We start from the raw sequence: 20,243 nt of genomic DNA on the forward strand, positions 1-20,243 counted from the left end.
CAATACTCCGCACACCCATGCTCGAACAGATCAGGAACACTCATCCGCTTGTCTATAAAAATCTGAGCGCTCTGCCGAACGGTGAACAGCAGCTTCGCGCGATTCTGGCCCTCGACCGCTACTGGGAAAGTCTCGACCTGCCGGTGCCGGAGGTGATCAAGGAGGGCACTCGGCTGCCCGCCGGGGTGAACATCGAGGGGGAGTTCGACATTCTCTACGCAGGCGGCACGCTGGGCCTCTTGCACGCAGCGGTGATGTCGAAGCAGTACGACCGCAAGGTGCTGGTGATCGATCGCGCCGCGCCGGGGCGCACCACGCGCGACTGGAACATCTCGCGCGGTGAGCTGCTGCGCCTCGCCGATACCGGGGTGTTCACGGTGGAGGAGCTGGACTCGACCATCGTGCGGCGCTACAAAACCGGTTGGGTCGAGTTCCACGTTCCGCCTCCACGACAGAAGCGGCTTTACATGGACGAGGTGCTCGACTGCGCGGTCGATGCCGACAAGCTGCTCGGCATGGCGCGCGACAAGCTGCTGGAGCGCCCCGGCTCGCAGGTGCTGGGCCGCACCACCTTCGTCTGCTGCTACCGCTTCCCGAGCCACCTCGTCGTGCAGGCTGAGGACGCATCCGGCAAGACGATCTACTTCCGGACGAAGGTGCTGGTCGATGCGATGGGCATCCTCTCGCCGGTGGCGATGCAGCTCAACCACGGACGCCCGCAGACCCACGTCTGCCCGACGGTCGGCACCATCGCCAGCGGGTTCGAAGGGGTCGATTTCGAAGTCGGTGAAATCCTCGCCAGCACCGAACCGGCCGAACGCTCGAATGGGCGCGGACGCCAGCTCATCTGGGAGGGATTCCCGGCCAAAGACGACGAGTACATCACCTACCTCTTTTTTTACGACAAAGTTGATTCCCGCAACGACAAGTCGCTGCTCGCGCTCTTTGAGGCCTACTTCCGCAAGCTGCCGGAGTACAAAAAGCCGGGGCCGAACTTCACCATCCACCGTCCCGTGTTCGGCATTATACCGGCGTGGTCGCATGATGGCGCGGGGTGTACGCGGGTGGTGTCGGACGAGCGCATCGTGCTGCTCGGCGATGCGGCTACGCTCTCCTCGTCGCTTACCTTCTGCGGCTTCGGCTCGCTGGTGCGTAACCTCGGGCGCATGACCTCCGGGCTCGACAAGGCGATGCGCGAAGAGCGGCTCGGCCAGTCGGAGCTGCTCGCCATCAGTGCCTACGAGCCGAATGTGGCCACGATGGCCAACCTCATGAAGTACATGTGTGACAACCCCGACACCGACGACCCGAACTTCGTCAACGAGATGATGAACGAGGTGATGATCGTGCTCGACGAGCTTCCGCAGCACTACCGCCAGGCGATGTTCCGTGACGAGATGAAGGTAGACGAGCTGGTGACAGTGATGCTGAAAGTGGCGTGGCGCTATCCGAAAATCCTCAAGGCAACGTGGGACAAGCTCGGCGTCGGCGGATCGGTCGGCTTCGTGAAAAACCTTGCCGGATGGGCGATGAACCAGTCGGCGAAATAGGGCAGTTCGTTTGGAAATGGTCATTCCCGATTGTAGAGGCGGGTCTTGCGCACGTCCCGGTGGTGAGTCAGTCCCCCGTCATTGCGAGCCTTTCGTATCCAGCACGATGCCGCACACGGACAATGAACATGGTCGCAGCTTTACCCGTCATTCCCGCGAAGGCGGGAATGACGGGTAAAGCTGGATCGAATGCATGGATTCCCGCTTGCGCGGGAATGACCAAATACAGTGACCTTAAAGTATCGGGTTGCCTTGAACACGAAAAAAGCTGCATGCAATAAATTACTTGTTCATGGAAAGGAGCGTAGCGATGTGGCAATCCATACGAAATCAGTGCGATGACAAAATGAATGGATCGCCACTGTCCGACAAGTTGGGCTTCGCGATGACCAGTCTCCATCATTTTCCTTTTGTCAAGTCGGGATCGGACATCAACAAGAGCTTTCGCTCAACGAATCATTGATACCTTTAGTTGCAGAATTTTTTTATGGATAAAGCGAAAGCACAGCAGGAAATCGGCAAGCTTCGCGCAGAGATCGAGCGCCACAATCGCCTCTACTATCTCGAAGCGAAACCGGAGATTTCTGACTTCGAGTTCGACAAGCTGCTCGAAAGGCTGATCGCGCTCGAAACGGAGTTCCCGGAACTCGTCACGCCCGACAGCCCGTCGCAGCGCGTCGGTGGTGGCATCACCAAAGAGTTTCCGACGGTCATCCACCGCGAGCCGATGCTTAGCCTCTCGAACACCTACTCTATCGGCGAGGTGTCGGACTTCTGCACCCGCGTCGAAAAGCTGGTGGCAGCCGAGGGTGGCGGCACGCCCGAATACGTCGCCGAGCTGAAGTATGATGGCGTGGCGATCAGCCTGTTTTACCGCGACGGCCTGCTCGTTCGCGGCTCCACGCGCGGCGACGGTCGGCAGGGCGACGAGATCACGGCCAATCTCAAGACGATTCCGTCGATTCCGCTCCGGCTTCAATCTGCCGGTGGATCGCTGTTCGATGCAGCCGTCAACGGCGAAGTCGAGGTGCGCGGCGAGGTGTACATGCGCAAGGATGATTTCGAGCGGCTCAACGAGGAGCGCCCGGAGGAGGAGCGCTTCGCCAACCCGCGCAACGCTACCGCCGGAACGCTCAAGTTGCAGGACTCGGCGGAGGTCGCCCGGCGCAGGATGTCGTTCGTCGCCTACTACCTCAAGGGGCACGACGGCGAAGCTCCGACGCACTTGAGGCGGTTGGAGCAGCTTAAATGCATGGGCTTCATGACTGGCGCGGCGGCCCGGCTCTGCAAGGGGATGGACGAGATTGCCAACTTCATCGGTGAGTGGTCGGAGAAGCGCTGGACGCTGCCGTACGAAACCGACGGCGTGGTGCTCAAACTCAACGAGGTTGGCTTGTGGGATCGGCTCGGCGCGACCGCCAAAAGCCCGCGCTGGGCGATTGCCTACAAGTACCCGGCGCAGCAGGCCAAGACCGTGCTGCAAGGCGTGGTGTTCCAGGTCGGGCGGCTCGGCACCATCACGCCGGTGGCCGAACTCAAGCCGACCAAACTCGCCGGATCGACCGTGTCGCGCTCGACGCTGCACAACTTCGACGAAATCGAACGGCTCGGCGTGCGCATCGGCGACCACGTCATGATCGAAAAGTCGGGCGAAGTAATTCCGAAAGTGGTCAGCGTCGTGCTCGACGAACGCCCGGCGGAAACCGCCGAAATCGAAGCGCCGTCGGAGTGCCCGGTTTGCGGCACGAAGCTGGAGCGGCACGAAGGCGAGGTAAGCTGGTACTGCCCCAACGAGGAGGGGTGCCCCGCGCAGAAGCGAGGCCGCATTCTGCACTTCGCCTCGCGCAACGCCCTCGACATCCAGAACCTCGGCGAATCGCTCGTTTCGCAGCTCGTCGAGCGCGGCTTCGTGAGCGACGCGGGCGACCTCTACAGCCTCACGCAGGAGCAGCTCGCGAGCCTCGACCGCATGGCCGCCAAATCGGCGCAAAACGTGCTCGACGCGCTCGAAAAGAGCAAAAAGCAGAGCTACGCCCGCCTGCTCTTCGCCCTTGGCATTCGCCACGTCGGCGCAGCCACGGCCCGCGAACTGGCCCACGCCTGCCCCTCCATCGACCGCCTCCGCGAGATGGGCGAGGAGGAACTCGCCGCCGTGCCCGACATCGGCCCGGTCATCGCCGCGAGCATCCGCGACTTCTTCGCCAAACCCTGGGTGGCAGCGATGCTCGAAAAGCTCGCCGCCGCCGGACTGCCGATGCAGGCCGGAGAGGAAAAAGCGCTCGTCAACACCAACTTTGAAGGCCAGTCCGTCATCTTCACCGGCGGACTGGAACGCCACGTCCGCCAGCAAGCCGAAGAGATGGTACGCGAACGCGGCGGCAAAATCGTCAGCTCGGTGAGTAAAAAGACAACGCTTGTCGTTGCAGGCAAAGAGGCCGGAAGCAAGCTCGAAAAAGCGATGAAGTTGGGGGTGAGGGTGATAGACGAAGATGAGTTCGAGCGGATGCTGTGAGGTTTTCCTGTGATTTGTCGATATTGAAATCGAACGACGGATTATTTGTAGGGGCGAACCTGTGTGTTCGCCCTCGGTGAAATGTGAATGTCGGTGTCAGCACAAAGAAGGGCAGACACGCAGGTCTGCCCCTACAGAATATTTGGGATCTTTGATGTGAGTTTTTTATCCATGTAGAATTAAAATAATCATGAATTCTACTATGCGTATACAAACAGATATTGATAGACCAATACTATTTAGAACTGTCGATAAAGATGTATATCAAAGTACCATTAAAGACGGGTCGATATGGTTAAGGTCAAGTCATTATTACCGAAAAATTGAAGACCAAACTCGTACAGATCGATCTGAAGGCATTAATGGATCAAAATCTTCAATACCGCTACACTTTAAGGTAAGAGAGGGTAACACAATTCGCATTCAGGGGCCGGGGATTATTGGCTGTGAAATTATTCCTCACTACATCATGTCTTTGCATGGTGCTGCTATATCAGATGATTGTCGCCATGAGTTTGGTGGCTATACATTTGGGGTTAAATGTATAAGGAGATTGAGCGCAGAAATCTTATATCAAGCATCAAGACAAATAGATGTTCATGGCTATCGCTATGGTCAAGTTGCGTATCAATATACGGCTCTTTCAATGTCATATGATAGGAGAAATGTAGCCATTGGTCTTGGAGGAAATCCAGAGGTAGGTGTTAAATCATTGGATACAGATGTTCTTCGAAAAGAACCAGTCGAACCATTTATATTTCAAGATGAATGGCGGATTGTGATTTTTCCTTTGAAATATCTTGACAATGATTCTATGAAACCACTAAAAATAAATGTTAGCCCGGAGCACTTTTTTGAATACATAAGTCCAAAATCATAATTCATGGAACCGAATTATCGTGTAACCATTTTCGGGTCGGCCCGGATCAGTGAGGGGGACGAGGCTTACCGGGATGTTTTTGAAATCGCCAAGGGGCTGGCTGCCGAGGGGTTCGACATTGTGACCGGCGGCGGGCCGGGGTTGATGCAGGCGGCGAATGCCGGGTCAAAGAGCGTGTCGAATGGCGGCAAGTCGATCGGGCTGAACATCAAGCTGCCACACGAGCAGTGCCCGAATCCGTATCTCGACATCAAGGAGGAGTTCGACCGGTTCAGCGGTCGGCTCGATACTTTCATGTCCATGTCCGACGCCGTGGTCGTCGCGCCCGGCGGTATCGGCACCTTGCTCGAACTCTTCTACTCCTGGCAGCTCGTGCAGGTGCAGCACCTCTGCGAAACGCCGATCATCCTCTTCGGCGAAATCTGGACCAGCCTGCTTCTCTGGCTCGAAACCGAAGTCATGCCCCGCCACCTCTTCGAGCGCCACGACATGTACACCATTTTCCACGTCATGGAGCCGTCGGAGGTGGTCGATTTGATCATCAAAATTCACAAAGAGCGGCCAAAGACAGAGAATGTCTGCCGCAATTTTTCGAAGTATCGGGTGAAAGGGGAGGAGTAGGTCGGTTGAGACTTTTGGGACGAGTGGGACTTTTGGGACAGGGGGGAGGATGGCGAGGTTGTGGCGGGTTTTGTATATTGCGAGCAATACCCCACAATTTCCAGATTGACAACGTATGGCCGGTTCGGCGCGGATTATTTTGCCGCATGGCAACTACAAGAAGCTGCACTCCTACCGGAAAAGCGCGATTATTTACGACTTGACGGTTCGGTTCTGCCAGAGGTTTCTTTCGCGCCGCGACCGCACGGTTGACCAGATGGTTCAGGCTGCACGCTCTGGCAAGCAGAATATTGTCGAGGGTTGCATGGCTTCCGGAACCTCGAAAGAGATGGAGATCAAGCTGGTCAATGTAGCCAGAGCGAGCCTCGAAGAGTTGCTGGAGGATTATTTCGATTTCCTGCGAACTCGCAATCTACCGGTTTGGGGGAAAAATTCACGAGAGGCGCTGTTCGTCAGAAAGCTCTCACGCGAGAGCGGCGTGAGTTACGAATCGTTTCGCGAGTTTGTTGAAACCCGTCCCGCCGAAGTGGTGGCCAACATCGCCATTTGCCTGATCCACCAGGCAAGTTTTCTACTCAAACGTCAGCTCGAAACACTCGAACAACAATTCCTCGAAGCGGGCGGCATCCGCGAGCGAATGACCAAAGCCCGCCTCGAATACCGTCAGCGCAGGTAAAAGTTTCACTGTCCTATCAGTTCTACTCATCCCAAAAGTCCTATTTCCCCTACTTCGTCGCCACGTACAGAATTGAAGTTTCAAACGTCATCGGGAAGAATTCGGCCTTTTTGAAGCCAGCCTGCTTCAGAATTTTCGTGAAGGCTTCGGCCTGGGGGAACTGCTCGACCGAGTTGGGGAGGTAGTCGTAGGCGAAGGTCGATTTGCTGAACATGCCTGCAATTTTCGGCAGGACGTTCTTGAAGTAGATCAGGTAGAGCTTTTTCATCACCGGGTTACGCGGAATCATCGGCTCGATGATGTAGGCGCAGCCGCCGGGCTTGAGGACGCGGTGGAACTCTTTCATGCCCTGCGCGAGGTCTTCGAAGTTGCGGACGCCGAAGCCGGCGCTGACGACGTGGAAGCTCTGGTCGGCGAAGGGCATCTTTTCAGCGAAGCCTTCATGGAACTCGATGTTCGGGTACTTCTTGCGCGCGATGGCGAGCATCTCGGGCGAGAGGTCATAGCCGGTCACTTTCGCACCGGGGATCTTTGCCATCGATGCGGCCAGGTCGCCCGTGCCGGTGGCGACGTCGAGAATTTTCGGCTCGCGTTCGCCTTCCACCTGCTTGCGCGCCTTTTTAGCGGCAACCACTCTCCAGTAGTTATCGATGCCAAGGCTCAAGAGGTGGTTGAGGAAGTCGTAGGTCGGCGCAACCTCGTCGAACATGTTTCGGATCGAGGAGCGTGACTTGGTCTGTATGAGGGACTTTGCGGTCTCTTTGGAACTGCTCATCGGTGTCAGCTTTTCTTGCCGTAAACCTCTTCGGGATCGAACATCAGCGTGTCGCAGATTTCCATCTGTTCGCCATCCGTGGTCTTTCTGTAGAAGCAGGAGTGGTAGCCTACGTGGCAGGCGCCACCTTTCTGCGAAACCTTGAGCAGCAGCGTGTCGCCGTCGCAGTCGATCATAATATCGTGCACATCCTGCATGTTGCCGGACGATTCACCCTTGAGCCAGAGCTTGTTGCGGCTGCGGCTCCAGTAGCAGGCCTTTTTCTTTTCGAGGGTCATTTTGAGGCTTTCGAGGTTCATCCAGGCCATCATCAGCACCTTGCCGGTTTCGTGATCCTGCACGATGGCAGGCACCAGGCCGCGGTCATCGAATTTCACCGTTTCGAGAAAGCTCTTCTGCGTATCTTGATTCTCGCTCATTGAAGCAGTAGATTAGAATTTTTTCCGTAACGCCCGCAATGTTTTGCGCGCTTGACAGGTTGTGTAAGCAGGCTATAGCAGGCAGACATTAAAGATTGACAAAAATCTTGAAAAACCAAGATGACGGTCGAAAAAAAGTAAGTGACAGTGAAAAGCCTTTCAAGTTGTGCCGCTGGTAGCCGGCATAATGTGTAACCGATAAATTCCTGACCCCTGACGACATGCAGAATCTGCAGAAAATGCTTCCGAAGTTTTCGATAGCCTTTGTGATTGTGTTTGTGGCTGTCTCCGCTTATCTGCTGACCCGCGGTAACACGGTTGAAGTCGAGGCCGCAAAGATCACGAGATCGGAGTTGGTCGAGGCGGTTTATGCTACTGGCTATGTCGAGGCGGAGAACATTGCTGCGCTCAGTGCCGAGTTTTCGGGAACAGTGCGCACTGTCGGGGCGCTTGAAGGAGAACGCGTCAAAAAGGGCGAGGAGATCATCGTGTTCGACAGCCCGCAGCCCCGTCTTGCCGTCGAGGAGGCGCGCGCGGCGGTGGCCGAGGAGCAGGCCGCGGCCAGGGACGACATCCTCAAACTGCAGCGCAACCGGATGCTTTTCAAGGCGGGAGCGATTTCTCGCCAGCAGCTTGACGAGGCGGAACGCAACAGCGCTCAGTCGCTCGAATCGCTCCGGCAGCGACAGTTGCAGCTCCGCAGCCGCGAGGATGACCTGACGAAGCTCTCCGTCGTTGCGCCGTTCGACGGGATGCTGACTCTCCAGAAGGTCAAGGCGGGTGACTATGTCCAGGCCAATACCGAAGTGGCCGAAGTGGCCGATACTTCCAGCTACCTCGTGGTTGTCGAAGTCGATGAGCTTGACGTGCCTCGCCTGCGCACCGGCCTGAACGCCGTGATCGCCTTCGACTCGATGCCCGACAAGCGCTTCGATGCCACCGTCGTGCGCATCGTTCCGCAAACCGATCGGGTGACCAAGACCTCGCGGGTTTATCTTCGCCTGAACAAACCGGTTGAGGCGATTCAGGGCGGCATGACCGCTACGGCCAACATCATCTATAACGTCAAAAAGGGGACACTTCTGGCCAGGAAAAGCTCTGTGTTCGAGCAGGATCGGAAAGCGTATGTCTGGAAGATCGTTAGCGGAAAGTTGAAGAAGCAGGCGGTTCGCACCGGTGACAGCGATCTGACCTTCATCGAGATTCTTGACGGTCTCGCCGAGGGTGATCAGGTGGTCACTTCGCCCCAGGAGAACTACCGCGATGGCATGGAGACGCGCATCGTGGAGGATCGCAAAAAGAGCTCCTGAACTGAATAGGAGAGCCGCGATGCCTGCAAAACGGATAGCTGTGATTCTTGCCGCGCATGGCGAAGCTGAAACTTCGGGTTTCCTTGAGAATTACCGGGTGAGTCTCCACACCCTCCAGCGGGCTTCCGAGCTTATTGCCGTTCCCGCGCCGTTGCAGCACTTTATTTCGTTCAGTTCCTCTCTTCGCAAAAAAGCTGCCAGTCGTGGCGGATCGCCGCAGAATTTGTTGACCCGGCGGCAGGCCTCCGCGCTTCAGAAGCTGCTCGACCAGCGCTTTCCGGCGTCGTGCCCGGGCATTTCGTTCGAGGTCATGGCGGCGTTTTCGGCATCCGAGCCCTCTGTCGAAGCGCTTGTCGGCAAGACCCGTCTGTACGATGGACGGATTGTGATGCCGATGGCTCCAGTCGATAACGCCCTGATCTGCGGTTTGCTTTGCGCTTATCTCGCCGAGACAGCCTCGCCCTCCGAGCTTGCGCGCACAAGGGTGATCGGCAGGCTTTGGAGCGATGAGGCGTTGCATCATGCCTATCTCGACTATCTGTTCGGACACGGCAGTCTTCCGCCTGTCAGTCAGAAAGAGCGCAATGCACTGATGCTGCTTTTCCACGGAACGCTGGTTGAAGATCGCAATGGTCAGCCGCCGTCATTCCATACCGGACAGACGGAGACCGCCTCGTTCGCTCGACGGTTGATGGAGCTGATTGAAGCCGATCCCCGGAATCCGTGGGGCACGGTGACGACCGCGTATCTGAACCACGATGTTGGTGGACGGTGGAGCACGCCGCCCTTCGGGGATGCCTGCCGGGCGCTTGATGGCAAGGGGCTAAGGCATGTGTCGCTTTTCGCCGCCGGGTACTTTTCTGACGGCAACGAAACTACCGGTCGGGAGCAGCAGTGTTCGGCCTTTGATCCGGATGCTCAGGTCGAAACGATTCCCTGCCTGAACGATTCGCCCCGCTTCATCTCCTTTCTCGCCGGCCGGGTGGTGGCTGCTACTCGGCAAATCCTTGCTTTTTCGTGATATTCGATACCCCCGGCTGTATGAATCCTGCATTCATGATTTATATTGATTAATGCGGAAAATTTCTCCGAGCAACGAGTGGCGTGCCCGTCACCGCTTCCCGCCTGAAAGCCCGCTGCCGAATTCTGAATATCATCCTGCCGCTTTCACGAAAGGCGCAGAGACCAACTACAAGGATTTCTTATGGAGCACAGCAGGGAAACGATCGCGATGCTGATCGATGCCGATAACTCTCCAAGCGACAAAATCGATTTCATTCTCTCCGAAATGGCCAAGTACGGCGTGGTCAACATCCGGCGAGCGTACGGCAACTGGAAGAGCCATTCGCTGAAGGGGTGGGAAGACAAACTGCACGATTACGCTATCCGGCCAATCCAGCAGTTCGATTACACCAAGGGGAAGAACGCCACCGACATGGCGATGACCATCGATGCGATGGATCTGCTCTACAGCAAAAAGCTCGATGCGTTCTGCATTGTTTCGAGCGACAGCGATTTCACGCCGCTGGTGATGCGTATTCTCTCCGAGGGTTTGAACGTCTACGGTTTCGGGCAGAAGTCGGCGCCTGCGCCGTTCGTCAATGCCTGCTCCACGTTCCTGTATGTTGAATCGTTCTGTGGCGGCCAGGAAAAGACGAAGAACGACAGTGGTCGCCGCAAGAGCAGCCAGGAGCTGAAGCAGGACAGCAAGCTCCTGACGCTGGTCAGAAACGCCGTTGACAGCGCTCAGGAGGAGGACGGCTGGTCGAATCTGGCAAAGATCGGCAAGCACATCTCGAACCAGGCGTCGTTCGATCCGCGCAACTACGGATTCAAGCGCCTCTCCGATTTGATCCGCTCCATCGATCTGTTCGAGATCGAGTTCCGCAACAACAACTCCGAACTCTACATCCGCGACAAGCGTAAGGCGCGCAAATTCGAGGGTGCGCCTGTCGAGGGCGCGGCATCGTCCGACGTGGAGGCTTCGAGTCCGGCTGCATCGGGATCGGAGGTCGCCAAGCCTGCTGAAGCTGAAGCATCATCGCCTTCGCATGGCTCGTCGAGACCGGCGTATTCCCGGCCAGCAACTGTGGAGGTTAAGCCGGATTCTGATCATTCATCCGAGCCGGAAACGATTTCTGCAAAGCCAGCCGAGGCGGAAGCAACTGCGCCAGTTGCGGAAAAATCGGAGCCTCTTTCCCCGAAGGCTGTCGATCCGGAGCCGGTGGTCGCAACGCCTGCCGAACCGGAAGCTTCCGCAACGTCATCCTCAACCGAAGCCAAGCCGAAAAGGGCGACGAGGTCACGAACGACCAAGCCTCGGTCAACTTCTGCCAGAAAGACGAAAACGACCACGGCTGAAAAAGAGAACGAGGCTCCAAAGGCTGCTGAAGAAGTCAGTGTTACGGCGCCCGAGCCTGCGGAGCCCGAGGCGGCTCAGAGTTCGGCAGAAACGCCAGAGCCCGAGAAAAAGCCAAAACGAACAACACGTCGCCGCACGACTCGTAAAAAGAGCGAGCCAGAGAGCGCATCTGCACCAGCCGAACCAGAAGGGTAGAAAAGGACGTGCATCTTACTGGGCTTAGAGGAAAGAAGAAGTAGCGCTGATTTTCCAGGATTTTTGATGTTCAGCTATCGAAGGGGCGGTTTGCGAACCGTCCTTTCGATTTTGGGCAAAACGGCTTTTTATTGCATGGACAATCTCATTCTTATTGCGGTCTCTTTTACGGCGGGTCTGCTCATGCGCCGTTTCAGTCGTATGCCGGAGCAGACCCCTTTGGCGATGAATGCGTTCATTATTTACGTTTCATTGCCGGCCATGGTGCTGTTTTATCTTCACGGCCTCGATTTCAGCCCGGCGATGTTCCTGCCCGCTTCGATGCCGTGGTTGACTTTCGGGCTTTCAGCGCTCTTCTTTGTCGTTGTTGGTCGGCTGCTCAAGCTTCCGCGCGCGACAGTCGGGTCACTGATTCTCTGCGGCGGGCTGGGCAATACCTCGTTTTTCGGTTTTCCTATGATCGAGGCGTTTTACGGGAAGCAGGGGATCGCGCACGGCATCATCATCGACCAGCTCGGCAGCTTCATGGTGGTCTCGATTCTCGGCGTCACCGTAGCCGGGGTCTATTCGCATGGAAGTGCGGACGCGAGAAGCATCGTCAAGCGGGTGCTGTTGTTCCCCTCGTTCATCGCTCTGATTGCGGCCGTGCTGCTCAACGATGTGGCCTATCCCGACTGGTTTCTGAATCTTATCAGACGCCTGAGTGACATGCTTGCCCCGATGGCGCTTTTCTCGGTCGGCTTTCAGTTCAATCCGGGGCACATCGGCAAAAGCCGAAACACGCTCGCGCTGGGGCTTGCTTTCAAGCTTGCTGTGGTGCCTGCGGTGATGTTTCTGGTTTATGTGATGGTTGCGGGAATGCACGGCCTGCCTGCGCGGATCACCATTTTCGAAGCGGCCATGCCAACCATGATAACCGGCGGCATTATCGCTGCCGAGCACCGGCTCGATCCGCCCCTTGCCAACCTCATGGTGTCGCTCGGGTTGCTGGTCTCGTTCGTGACGCTTGCGATCTGGACGCTGCTTCTCGGTGGTGTCTGATTGGCTGGTTGGGAGTTCTTACGCCTGTAATCTCAGCGGAAGTTCGAGGCCGTTGGCTTCGAGCAGGTCACGATCTGCGAGAATTTCTTTTGTCGGGCCGTCGGCGACGATTTTTCCTTTGTTCAGAATGCAGACCCGATCGCATGTGTCCCAGATGAAATCGAGGTCGTGCGAGACGGTCACCCTTGTCATCGGCAACTCGTTCACCAGCTCGATGAGTTTGCGGCGGTTGCGCGGGTCGAGGTCGGAGGTCGGCTCGTCCATCACGAGCAGCTCCGGCTGCATGACGAGTACCGCCGTGATGGCGGCAAACCGTTTCTGGCCTTGCGACAGGTGTGCAGGTGGCTTGTCGCGCAGCTCCCAGAGTCCAAACATCCGGAGCAACTGTTTGGCTTTGGCGCGGCTTTCGTCCTCATTCATGCCGAGGTTTATAGGGCCGAAGAGCACGTCGTCATAGAGCCTCGCCATGAAAAGCTGGTCGTCCGGTTTCTGGAACACCAGCCCCACCTTTTTTCGGATTTGCTCAACTGTTTTTTTGTCCGCCTTCACCTCTCCAATCCGAATAGATCCCTCCTGCGGCAGGAACCAGCCGTTGAGATGGTTGACAAGGGTCGATTTGCCCGCGCCGTTCGATCCTGCAATGCCGAGCGACTCGCCCTTGCCGAGCTGAAGGTCGATGCCGTCAAGCGCGCGTGTGCCGTCGGGATAGGTATAGGCGAGTTGTTCGATGGCGATCAAGCTGATACTCTCCGGTTAGTGATTCAGAAAAGATACCGGATCAGGCCGAAAAGCGTTCCGGCAATGGCGACGGCGGCAAGGTCGTTTGCTTTGAGGGCGAGGGCTGGGCGTTGTTCGGCAAGCGCCGTGCGGAAACCTCGCGCGTTCATGGCCATGTAAATCCGTTCGGCGCGTGCGGTCGTCCGGATGAGCAGCGAACCGATAAGTTTCGCGGTGACGAGCGCGCCTTTGCCGTGGCCATCGAAGCTTCGCAGGTCGCGCGCTTTCTGCATCATTCCGGCCTCCTCGGCAAGCAGAAAGCTGTAGCGGTACACGAGCAGCAGTTGTGTGACGAACACCTCCGGCACGCCGAGGCCGCGCAAGGCCGTGCCGAACCGGTGGAACGGCATGACGGCCATGAGCCAGAGCAGGGTGGAGAGGGTGAGCAGGGTTTTCAGCACGATGACCGTCGCCGAAATCATACCTCCGGTGATGCTGAATCCGGCAATGGTCAACGCGGTTGTGCGGTCAAGAAAGAGATTCCCTGCGGCCATGAACGCGATGAAGGGCGAGACGATGACGAGCCGTTTGAGTATCGGCACAAGCTGGACGGGTGCGGCGGTGAAGAGCAGCAGCGGAATGGCTGCGAAGGCGAGCACTCCGGCAAGATCGAATTTCGGGATGGAGACGACGACAATGATGAATATGGCGAGAATGATAATCGCTGAGCCGTCTCCGACAGGCAGTCTGTACGATGAAGCTGAATCGTGCAGACTGCCGATGGTGAAGCGATCCGTCACGATTGCGTTGCCGCCGCTGAGTTGTTGCGGCGGTTGCGGAACAACAGACCTGCAGCGCCGGAAAGCAGCAGCACCATCAGGCTTCCGGCGATGCCGGAGAACGAAGTGCCGACGTTGACGGGTGAGTTCGGCGATGTGGTTTGATTGTCCGTATGCCTGAAGTCGTAGTCCGGCAGGATGGCCGCCTGTTCCTGAAGTCCGGCCAGCAGCTCGTGAGCATGTTCATCAGGCGAGGCCAGCTCCTCTTTGCCGGTCACTTTTGCAATCGACCACTCCAGTCCATCCGGGTTTGACGATGCGAACCAGGAGAGCGTACCGCCGATGGCGAGCGCGGCCACGAAGAGGCTTGCAGTCACGAAGCCGGTTTTCGGTGCGCGAATTTCGGAGGTTGTCTGCAGAAGCCCCGGTTCGGTCGAACGGATGAAGGCGAGCACGCCCCAGGTCAGCACGCCTTCGGTGATGCCGATGGCGGCGTGGATCGGTAGCATGAAAAGCATGAAGGTGTTGAACGGCAGGTCGGAGATGCCGGACATGGTGGTTTGGAGTACCACCGAGAAGGCTCCGGCAAGCAGCCCGAGTGTGGCGGCGGCGATGCTTGCCGTGGCGAGGCGCACCGGAGAATCTCCACTCCCCGCGATGGGCCGATAGATGAATGGCCAGGCGATGAAGGCCGGGATGAAGGCCATGTTGAAGATGTTGCAGCCCAGCGCGAGCAGTCCGCCGTCCGCGAAAAAGAGCGCCTGGATTACCAGCACCGAGGCAAGCGTGATGAAAGCCCGCCACGGCCCGAGCAGCACGGCGAGCAGCAGTCCGCCGCCGATATGCCCGCTCGATCCCGTGCCCGGAATGGTGAAGTTGATCATTTGTGCGGCGAACACGAACGCGCCGAGTACGCCCATCAGCACGGTTTTCGAACCGTCCGAATCGGCGGCGGTTTTTCGGGCCGACCAGCCGATCATTCCGGCGCTGACCGCCCAGAACGTGCCGCCGACAACCGGTGAGAGCAATGCGTCTGACATGTGCATGGTTCGTTCTCCCGTGGTTTGGTTCAGAAGCGTATCGTTGCGCCGGCGAGCAGCGTCGTATCGGTTTCAGCGTCGTTCAGGCCGCTCCGGATGCCGATATCGAGGTCGGTATAGTCGCTGACCGCGTAGATCAGGCCGCCGATAATGTAGGCCGGATCGGTATCAGCATCCTTGTCCGAATTGGTCTCGATGCCGATATCGCCTACAGCTCTGAGCTTGTCGGTCACGTTCAGTTCACCAGCCATCGATGCGTACCAGATATTTTTTCTCGACGTTTCGCTGAGTTCGTCGAGCTTGTATTCGTTGTGCCTGTAGCCAAGGTTGAAGTGAAAGGTGGCCAGTTTGGCTTCGCGCGTGGCGATGAGCGTTACGTCACCCGAAACCTTGCCGGTGCCGAGGCCTTTATCGTCATCGCCGGTCGGCAGGGTGAGTCCGGGTTTGAGCGCGAGGCTGAAGCCGGTGTCCGGCATCTCGTAAAAGCGCCATTTGATTTGCAGAGCCAGATCGCCATAGCCGCTTTCATCGGCCACTTTGACGCCATTCTCTTTTTCGGTGTACCACTCCCAGGGAAGACCGGCGACCAGGTCGATGTTGCTGGTCAGGCCGTAGGTGAAGGTGGTCCCAATGGCTCCGCCGGTCAACTTGTATGAGGTTCCTCCCTCGGTTTCCTTGTCTCGGGCGGATTCAAATCCGATTTCAATCTGGCTGTGCCCTTTGCCCTGGGTTCCGGTGTCGTCGGTCTGGAGCGGCATGGCAGCAAAAGTCTGCGTTGAACAGAGCATGAGCGCCGAGGTGAGAAGCTGGATTTTTTTCTTCATGGAGCGGCTGTTCTTGATTGATGATAGCATGAAAATAAGAATAGTGCTATCGCCAGACAATACGTAACGGGGTTGAATCGGTTGCTGTCGAAAAATATTGCAGCTTCGCGACGGTCAATCAGCGGATGAGAGGGAGAGGTCGAGATGCTTGACACCGACCAGCACCTTGAGGGCGCTCGAAAGCTTTTCGATGTCCGGGGCGTTGCCCTTGACGGCGATCACTTCGAGGCAGTTCTCGTGGTCGAGGTGTACGTGCTGGGTCGAGATGATGAGGTCGTGGAAGTCGTGCTGGATGTCGATGAGGCGGTTGACCAGCTCGCGTTTGTGGTGGTCGTAAGTCATGACGATGGCTCCGGCTACCAACCCGCCTTCGGCGGTGGTTTTGCGGAGCAGCTCGTTGCGAATGAGGTCCCTGAGGGCTTCCGACCGGCTCTGATAGCCTTGGCCTTTGATGTGCCGGTCGAAAGCCTCGATCAGTTCCCTGTCGAGCGAAATGCCGAAGCGGTACAGGTCGCTCACGCGCTTACCACTCGTCGTAGTTCTTTGCCGTGCCGCCGAGCTTTTCGTGGATGGCAGCGGCAGCCGTGCGGCCAGCGCCCATGGCGAGAATCACCGTTGCGCCGCCCGTGACGATGTCACCACCGGCATAGACGCCCTCTTTGGAGGTCTGCATGGTGTTGACGTCAACCACGATGGTCTCGCGCTTGCTGACCTCGATGTCGGGTGTGGTCTGGTGGATGAGCGGGTTGGAGCCGTTGCCGATGGAGATGATCGCCATGTCGATGGGCAGGATGTACTCCGAGCCTTCGACCGGCACCGGGCGGCGGCGTCCCGAATCGTCAGGCGCGCCAAGCTCCATTTTCTGGCACTTCGCGCCGGTGAGCCACGCCTGGTCGTTACCGACGAATTCGAGCGGGGTGGTCAGCAGCAGGAACTCGATGCCCTCCTCCTTGGCGTTGTGAATCTCCTCTTCGCGGGCCGGCATCTCTTTTTCGGAGCGGCGATAGACGATGTAGGCATGCTCCGCGCCGAGCCGTTTGGCCGTGCGGACGGCGTCCATTGCGGTGTTGCCGCCACCGAAGACCGCCACGCTCTTGCCCTTGCAGTCGAACACCGGAGTGTCGTTGTTCGGGAAGTCGTAGGCCTTCATGAGGTTAACCCTCGTGAGGAACTCGTTGGCCGAAAGCACGCCGACGAGGTTCTCGCCGGGGATGCCCATGAACCACGGCAGACCGGCGCCGACGCCGATGAAAACCGCGTCGAAACCTTCCTCTTCCATCAGTTCGTCGATGGTGATGGTGCGTCCGACGACAACGTCAGTGCGGAACTCGATGCCCATGCGGCGCAGGCCGTCAAGCTCCTCGCGCACGATCTCTTTCGGCAGACGGAACTCCGGAATGCCGTACATCAGCACGCCGCCAAGCTCGTGCAGCGCTTCGAAAATCACCACCTTGTGGCCGTACTGGGCCAGGTCGTTGGCGCAGCTCAGGCTGGCCGGGCCGCTGCCGACGACGGCGACTTTCTTGCCGGTCGAGGGGGCGATTTTCGGATCGATCTTCTGGCCGCTGGTGCGTTCGTAGTCGCCGACGAAGCGTTCGAGGTTGCCGATGGCTACCGGCTCGTGCTTCTTGCCGATCACGCACACCTTCTCGCACTGGTCTTCCTGCGGGCAGACGCGGCCGCAGATCGACGGCAGCACGTTGTCCTCCTTGATCTTCCTGACCGCGCCCATGAAGTCGCCTTCGGCGATGAGCTTGATGAACTGGTCGATCTTGATATTGACCGGGCAGCCTGCGATGCAGACCGGGTCCTTGCACTGGATGCAGCGCAGCGCTTCCTGCTGTGCCTGTTCCGGAGTCAGTCCGAGGTTGACCTCCTTGAAGTTGCCGACGCGCACCTCTGGATCCTGTGCGGGCATCTTCTGGCGGGGGATGGCCATGCGTTCCTTGGCCGTGATAGTACGAGCGTCCATGATTACGATTGCGGGTTTAGCTTTAAAACTTGATTTCGTAACAGCTCAGCCCGACGGAGGCCGTTCGACCGGCTCCGTCGGGTTGGCGGAATTGTATGAAAAAGAGTGTTCTCAGCCCTGTCCGTGCAGCTTGCAGGCGTGTTCGAAAGCTTCGCCGGCCTCTTTCTCTTCGTGCTGGTAGATTCTGTTCCGATCGGCCAGGTTTTTGAAATCGACCTGATGGGCGTCGAATTCCGGGCCGTCGATGCAGGCGAACTTGATTTCGTTGCCGATCGTGACGCGGCAGCCACCGCACATGCCGGTGCCGTCGATCATGATGGGGTTGAGGCTGACCACGGTTTTGATGCCGTGCGGGCGGGTGACATCGGCCACAGCTTTCATCATCGGAATCGGGCCGATGGCGAGCACGAAGTCGATCTTCTTGCCGGAGTCGATCAGCTCCTGAAGCTTCTGGGTGACGAAGCCGTTGAAGCCGTACGAGCCGTCATCGGTGGTGATGTAGGCCTCGTCGCTGACCGCCTTCATCTCGTCTTCGAGAATCACCAGGTCTTTCGAGCGCGCACCGTTGATGGTGATCACATAGTTGCCCGCCTCCTTGAGCGCCTTGGCCGTCGGGTAGGCGATGGCCGTACCGACGCCGCCGCCGATGCTGACTGCGGTACCGAAATTCTCGATATGCGAAGGGGTGCCGAGCGGGCCGACCACGTCGGCGATCGAGTCACCAGCCTCCTTGCGGTTCAGCTCGCGAGTCGATTTGCCAGCGCCCTGGGCGATGATGGTGATGGTGCCTTTTTCAGGATCGGAATCGGCGATGGTCAGCGGAACGCGCTCACCGTTCGGATTGATCCTGACGATGACGAACTGGCCCGCTTTTCGCTTTTTTGCGATCATCGGGGCCTCGATCTCGAATTTTTTGATATTTTCAGCTAAAAAAATAGCGGAAACAATCCTGTACATTGTTCTTTCGATTTCTCGTGATATGTGGATTGGAATGGTTTTCAGGGAAGTTTGGAACAAATCGAAAACCAACGGAAGGTTGTATAATACGGCAAGAACTTCTTAATTGAAAGCCGTGTTCACGCTTTTTCGACCTGTGGGTGCTTTTTTCTCCATCCGGTGGTCATCAGTCACGCTTAATTTTCTGTTCATGATATTTATTGCCGATTACGGCGCCGGAAATCTCAGGTCGGTGCACAAGGCGTTCGAGTTTCTCAGTATCGATGCGGTTGTCAGCGACAAGGCTTCGGAGATGAGCCGTTACGAAAAGGTGCTCATTCCAGGCGTTGGCGCTTATGGCCCTGCGATGGAGGCGTTCAACCAGCATGGTTTCGGCGATGCGATCGGGGAGCACATCGACAAGGGGCGGAGCGTGCTCGGCATCTGCCTCGGCATGCAGCTCTTTCTGACCGAAAGCGAAGAGATGGGCACGAATCAGGGGCTCGATCTCGTACCCGGAAAGGTGCTTCATTTTCCGCGTGGCGGTGACAAAATTCCGCAGATCGGCTGGAACACGATCAATCTGTGCCGCAAAGAGTCGGTGCTGTTCCGCGGTATTCCGGACGAGTCGTGGTTCTACTTCGTCCACTCCTACTATTGCAGCCCCGTCGATCCGGCAAGTATCGCTGCCACGACCGAGTACGCCGGAAAAAAGTTTTGTTCGGCCATTGAAAAAAATGGTATTTTCGCAGTTCAGTTCCACCCGGAAAAGAGCTCCGAAGCGGGCTTGCTGGTGTTGAAGAATTTTGCAGAGTTTTAAGCTGTTGAGGGGTTTACGCTATGTTGATCATACCCGCTATCGATATTAAGGAAGGCAAGTGCGTCAGACTGACCAGGGGTGATTTTGCTCAGAAAAAGATTTATCTCGACAATCCTGCTGACATGGCGATTATCTGGCGGAAACAGAACGCCAAGATGCTCCATGTGGTCGATCTCGATGCGGCTCTGACCGGTGAGATGGTCAACTTCGAGAAGATTCGCGAGATTGTGGAACTGCTCGATATTCCGATCCAGGTCGGCGGCGGCATTCGCTCGGTCGAAGCGGTCGAAAAGTATCTCAGCATCGGCGTCAGCCGTGTGGTCATTGGCTCAGCGGCGGTTACCAATCCAAGCCTTGTGGCCGATCTCCTCAAAAAGTATCGTCCCTCGCAGATCGTCGTCGGCATCGATGCCGAGCACGGCGTGCCAAAAATCAAGGGGTGGACCGAGAGCAGCAACATGCAGGATTACGAGCTGGCTCTTGAAATGAAGAAACTTGGCGTCGAGAGGATTATCTATACCGACATCACCCGCGATGGCATGTTGCAGGGCGTCGGATACGAAACCACCAAGCGTTTTGCCGAAAAGGCGGGCATGAAGATCACCGCATCGGGCGGCGTGAGCACTTCTGATGACCTCCACAAACTCAGGTCGCTCGAACGGTTTGGCGTCGATTCGGTCATTATCGGCAAAGCTCTCTACGAGTGCAACTTCCCGTGCCAGGAGCTCTGGTACGCTTACGAGCAGGATTTGGGCATCGACGGCGAATTCTCCACGGCCCGAAAGAAAGAGTGCTGCCGCTGAGCCCGGACGAA

19 protein-coding genes and 1 pseudogene are annotated in these 20,243 nt (G+C 57.4%); 11 read left to right on the plus strand and 9 right to left on the minus strand.

Annotation, left to right across the window (positions count from 1 at the left end; genetic code table 11):
• The first annotated feature begins 17 nt into the window (after positions 1–17).
• The 5 genes from CPAR_RS02325 (at position 18) to CPAR_RS02345 (ending at position 6,239) form a co-directional block, all read left to right on the plus strand.
• Positions 18–1,550 carry a hypothetical protein gene (locus CPAR_RS02325; RefSeq protein WP_012501707.1) on the plus strand — a complete coding sequence of 511 codons (1,533 nt, stop codon included), beginning with the start codon at positions 18–20 and terminating at the stop codon, positions 1,548–1,550.
• 487 nt (positions 1,551–2,037) lie between these two features.
• Positions 2,038–4,062, plus strand: coding sequence for an NAD-dependent DNA ligase LigA (gene ligA / locus CPAR_RS02335; protein WP_012501708.1), 2,025 nt, complete (start codon positions 2,038–2,040; stop codon positions 4,060–4,062).
• 202 nt (positions 4,063–4,264) lie between these two features.
• Positions 4,265–4,942, plus strand: coding sequence for a hypothetical protein (locus CPAR_RS10740; RefSeq protein WP_156773350.1), 678 nt, complete (start codon positions 4,265–4,267; stop codon positions 4,940–4,942).
• Between the two features lie 3 nt (positions 4,943–4,945).
• Positions 4,946–5,563, plus strand: a complete 618-nt coding sequence (locus tag CPAR_RS02340) for an LOG family protein (protein ID WP_012501710.1) — start codon at positions 4,946–4,948, stop codon at positions 5,561–5,563.
• Between the two features lie 115 nt (positions 5,564–5,678).
• Entirely contained in the window at positions 5,679–6,239 is a 561-nt protein-coding gene (locus CPAR_RS02345) for a four helix bundle suffix domain-containing protein (protein WP_012501711.1), read from the plus strand.
• Positions 6,240–6,288: 49 nt separating this feature from the next.
• On the opposite strand, the gene ubiE is transcribed toward CPAR_RS02345, so the two are convergent.
• Both ubiE and hisI read right to left on the minus strand, forming a co-directional pair.
• On the minus strand, positions 6,289–7,014 hold the full coding sequence (gene ubiE, locus CPAR_RS02350) for a bifunctional demethylmenaquinone methyltransferase/2-methoxy-6-polyprenyl-1,4-benzoquinol methylase UbiE (RefSeq protein WP_012501712.1): 726 nt from the start codon (positions 7,012–7,014) through the stop codon (positions 6,289–6,291).
• A 5-nt stretch (positions 7,015–7,019) separates the two neighbouring features.
• A complete protein-coding gene (gene hisI, locus CPAR_RS02355) occupies positions 7,020–7,433 on the minus strand; it encodes a phosphoribosyl-AMP cyclohydrolase (protein ID WP_012501713.1) in 414 nt (137 codons plus the stop codon).
• Positions 7,434–7,654: 221 nt separating this feature from the next.
• Between hisI and CPAR_RS02360 the strand changes: the two genes are divergently transcribed.
• The 4 genes and pseudogenes from CPAR_RS02360 (at position 7,655) to CPAR_RS02375 (ending at position 12,341) form a co-directional block, all read left to right on the plus strand.
• Entirely contained in the window at positions 7,655–8,743 is a 1,089-nt protein-coding gene (locus tag CPAR_RS02360; RefSeq protein WP_012501714.1) for an efflux RND transporter periplasmic adaptor subunit, read from the plus strand.
• A gap of 19 nt (positions 8,744–8,762) precedes the next feature.
• Positions 8,763–9,764 (plus strand): ferrochelatase, encoded by a 1,002-nt coding sequence (locus CPAR_RS02365; protein WP_012501715.1) that lies wholly within the window; start codon positions 8,763–8,765, stop codon positions 9,762–9,764.
• Positions 9,765–9,947: 183 nt separating this feature from the next.
• Positions 9,948–10,670, plus strand: a pseudogene (locus tag CPAR_RS11405) (NYN domain-containing protein); the annotation flags it as partial.
• Positions 10,671–11,435: 765 nt separating this feature from the next.
• On the plus strand, positions 11,436–12,341 hold the full coding sequence (locus CPAR_RS02375) for an AEC family transporter (RefSeq protein WP_041466104.1): 906 nt from the start codon (positions 11,436–11,438) through the stop codon (positions 12,339–12,341).
• Positions 12,342–12,359: 18 nt separating this feature from the next.
• Here the strand turns inward: CPAR_RS02375 and CPAR_RS02380 are convergent, their stop codons facing one another.
• The 7 genes from CPAR_RS02380 to CPAR_RS02410 form a co-directional block, all read right to left on the minus strand.
• Complete coding sequence (locus tag CPAR_RS02380; protein ID WP_012501718.1) at positions 12,360–13,079, minus strand: energy-coupling factor ABC transporter ATP-binding protein; 720 nt, start codon at positions 13,077–13,079, stop codon at positions 12,360–12,362.
• Positions 13,080–13,102: 23 nt separating this feature from the next.
• Positions 13,103–13,858, minus strand: a complete 756-nt coding sequence (locus CPAR_RS02385; RefSeq protein ID WP_012501719.1) for an energy-coupling factor transporter transmembrane component T family protein — start codon at positions 13,856–13,858, stop codon at positions 13,103–13,105.
• On the minus strand, positions 13,855–14,883 hold the full coding sequence (locus tag CPAR_RS02390) for an energy-coupling factor ABC transporter permease (RefSeq protein ID WP_012501720.1): 1,029 nt from the start codon (positions 14,881–14,883) through the stop codon (positions 13,855–13,857). Before CPAR_RS02390 ends, CPAR_RS02385 begins: the two co-directional genes overlap by 4 nt.
• A 23-nt stretch (positions 14,884–14,906) precedes the next feature.
• Positions 14,907–15,701, minus strand: a complete 795-nt coding sequence (locus CPAR_RS02395) for a transporter (protein ID WP_041466105.1) — start codon at positions 15,699–15,701, stop codon at positions 14,907–14,909.
• A gap of 114 nt (positions 15,702–15,815) precedes the next feature.
• Positions 15,816–16,220, minus strand: coding sequence for a nickel-responsive transcriptional regulator NikR (gene nikR, locus CPAR_RS02400; protein ID WP_012501722.1), 405 nt, complete (start codon positions 16,218–16,220; stop codon positions 15,816–15,818).
• Positions 16,221–16,224: 4 nt separating this feature from the next.
• Positions 16,225–17,673 carry an NADPH-dependent glutamate synthase gene (gene gltA, locus CPAR_RS02405; RefSeq protein ID WP_012501723.1) on the minus strand — a complete coding sequence of 483 codons (1,449 nt, stop codon included), beginning with the start codon at positions 17,671–17,673 and terminating at the stop codon, positions 16,225–16,227.
• A 111-nt stretch (positions 17,674–17,784) separates the two neighbouring features.
• Positions 17,785–18,630 (minus strand): sulfide/dihydroorotate dehydrogenase-like FAD/NAD-binding protein, encoded by an 846-nt coding sequence (locus CPAR_RS02410; RefSeq protein WP_012501724.1) that lies wholly within the window; start codon positions 18,628–18,630, stop codon positions 17,785–17,787.
• Between the two features lie 190 nt (positions 18,631–18,820).
• On the opposite strand from CPAR_RS02410, the gene hisH reads away from it, so the two are divergent.
• A complete protein-coding gene (gene hisH / locus CPAR_RS02415) occupies positions 18,821–19,429 on the plus strand; it encodes an imidazole glycerol phosphate synthase subunit HisH (protein ID WP_012501725.1) in 609 nt (202 codons plus the stop codon).
• 20 nt (positions 19,430–19,449) lie between these two features.
• A complete protein-coding gene (gene hisA / locus CPAR_RS02420; protein ID WP_012501726.1) occupies positions 19,450–20,232 on the plus strand; it encodes a 1-(5-phosphoribosyl)-5-[(5-phosphoribosylamino)methylideneamino]imidazole-4-carboxamide isomerase in 783 nt (260 codons plus the stop codon).
• Positions 20,233–20,243: the final 11 nt, after the last annotated feature.

Origin of the sequence: Chlorobaculum parvum NCIB 8327 (assembly GCF_000020505.1) — a bacterium.
GTDB classification, from domain to species: domain Bacteria; phylum Bacteroidota; class Chlorobiia; order Chlorobiales; family Chlorobiaceae; genus Chlorobaculum; species Chlorobaculum parvum_A.

Coding starts and splice junctions, on each gene's coding strand:
- CPAR_RS02340 (WP_012501710.1), top strand. CDS start 4,946: ATGGAACCGAATTATCGTGTAACCATTTTCGGGTCGGCCCGGATCAGT.
- gltA (WP_012501723.1), bottom strand. CDS start 17,673: ATGGACGCTCGTACTATCACGGCCAAGGAACGCATGGCCATCCCCCGC.
- CPAR_RS02395 (WP_041466105.1), bottom strand. CDS start 15,701: ATGAAGAAAAAAATCCAGCTTCTCACCTCGGCGCTCATGCTCTGTTCA.
- CPAR_RS02360 (WP_012501714.1), top strand. CDS start 7,655: ATGCAGAATCTGCAGAAAATGCTTCCGAAGTTTTCGATAGCCTTTGTG.
- CPAR_RS02345 (WP_012501711.1), top strand. CDS start 5,679: ATGGCCGGTTCGGCGCGGATTATTTTGCCGCATGGCAACTACAAGAAG.
- ubiE (WP_012501712.1), bottom strand. CDS start 7,014: ATGAGCAGTTCCAAAGAGACCGCAAAGTCCCTCATACAGACCAAGTCA.
- CPAR_RS10740 (WP_156773350.1), top strand. CDS start 4,265: ATGCGTATACAAACAGATATTGATAGACCAATACTATTTAGAACTGTC.
- hisA (WP_012501726.1), top strand. CDS start 19,450: ATGTTGATCATACCCGCTATCGATATTAAGGAAGGCAAGTGCGTCAGA.
- hisH (WP_012501725.1), top strand. CDS start 18,821: ATGATATTTATTGCCGATTACGGCGCCGGAAATCTCAGGTCGGTGCAC.
- CPAR_RS02365 (WP_012501715.1), top strand. CDS start 8,763: ATGCCTGCAAAACGGATAGCTGTGATTCTTGCCGCGCATGGCGAAGCT.
- CPAR_RS02410 (WP_012501724.1), bottom strand. CDS start 18,630: ATGTACAGGATTGTTTCCGCTATTTTTTTAGCTGAAAATATCAAAAAA.
- hisI (WP_012501713.1), bottom strand. CDS start 7,433: ATGAGCGAGAATCAAGATACGCAGAAGAGCTTTCTCGAAACGGTGAAA.
- ligA (WP_012501708.1), top strand. CDS start 2,038: ATGGATAAAGCGAAAGCACAGCAGGAAATCGGCAAGCTTCGCGCAGAG.
- CPAR_RS02390 (WP_012501720.1), bottom strand. CDS start 14,883: ATGCACATGTCAGACGCATTGCTCTCACCGGTTGTCGGCGGCACGTTC.
- CPAR_RS02325 (WP_012501707.1), top strand. CDS start 18: ATGCTCGAACAGATCAGGAACACTCATCCGCTTGTCTATAAAAATCTG.
- CPAR_RS02375 (WP_041466104.1), top strand. CDS start 11,436: ATGGACAATCTCATTCTTATTGCGGTCTCTTTTACGGCGGGTCTGCTC.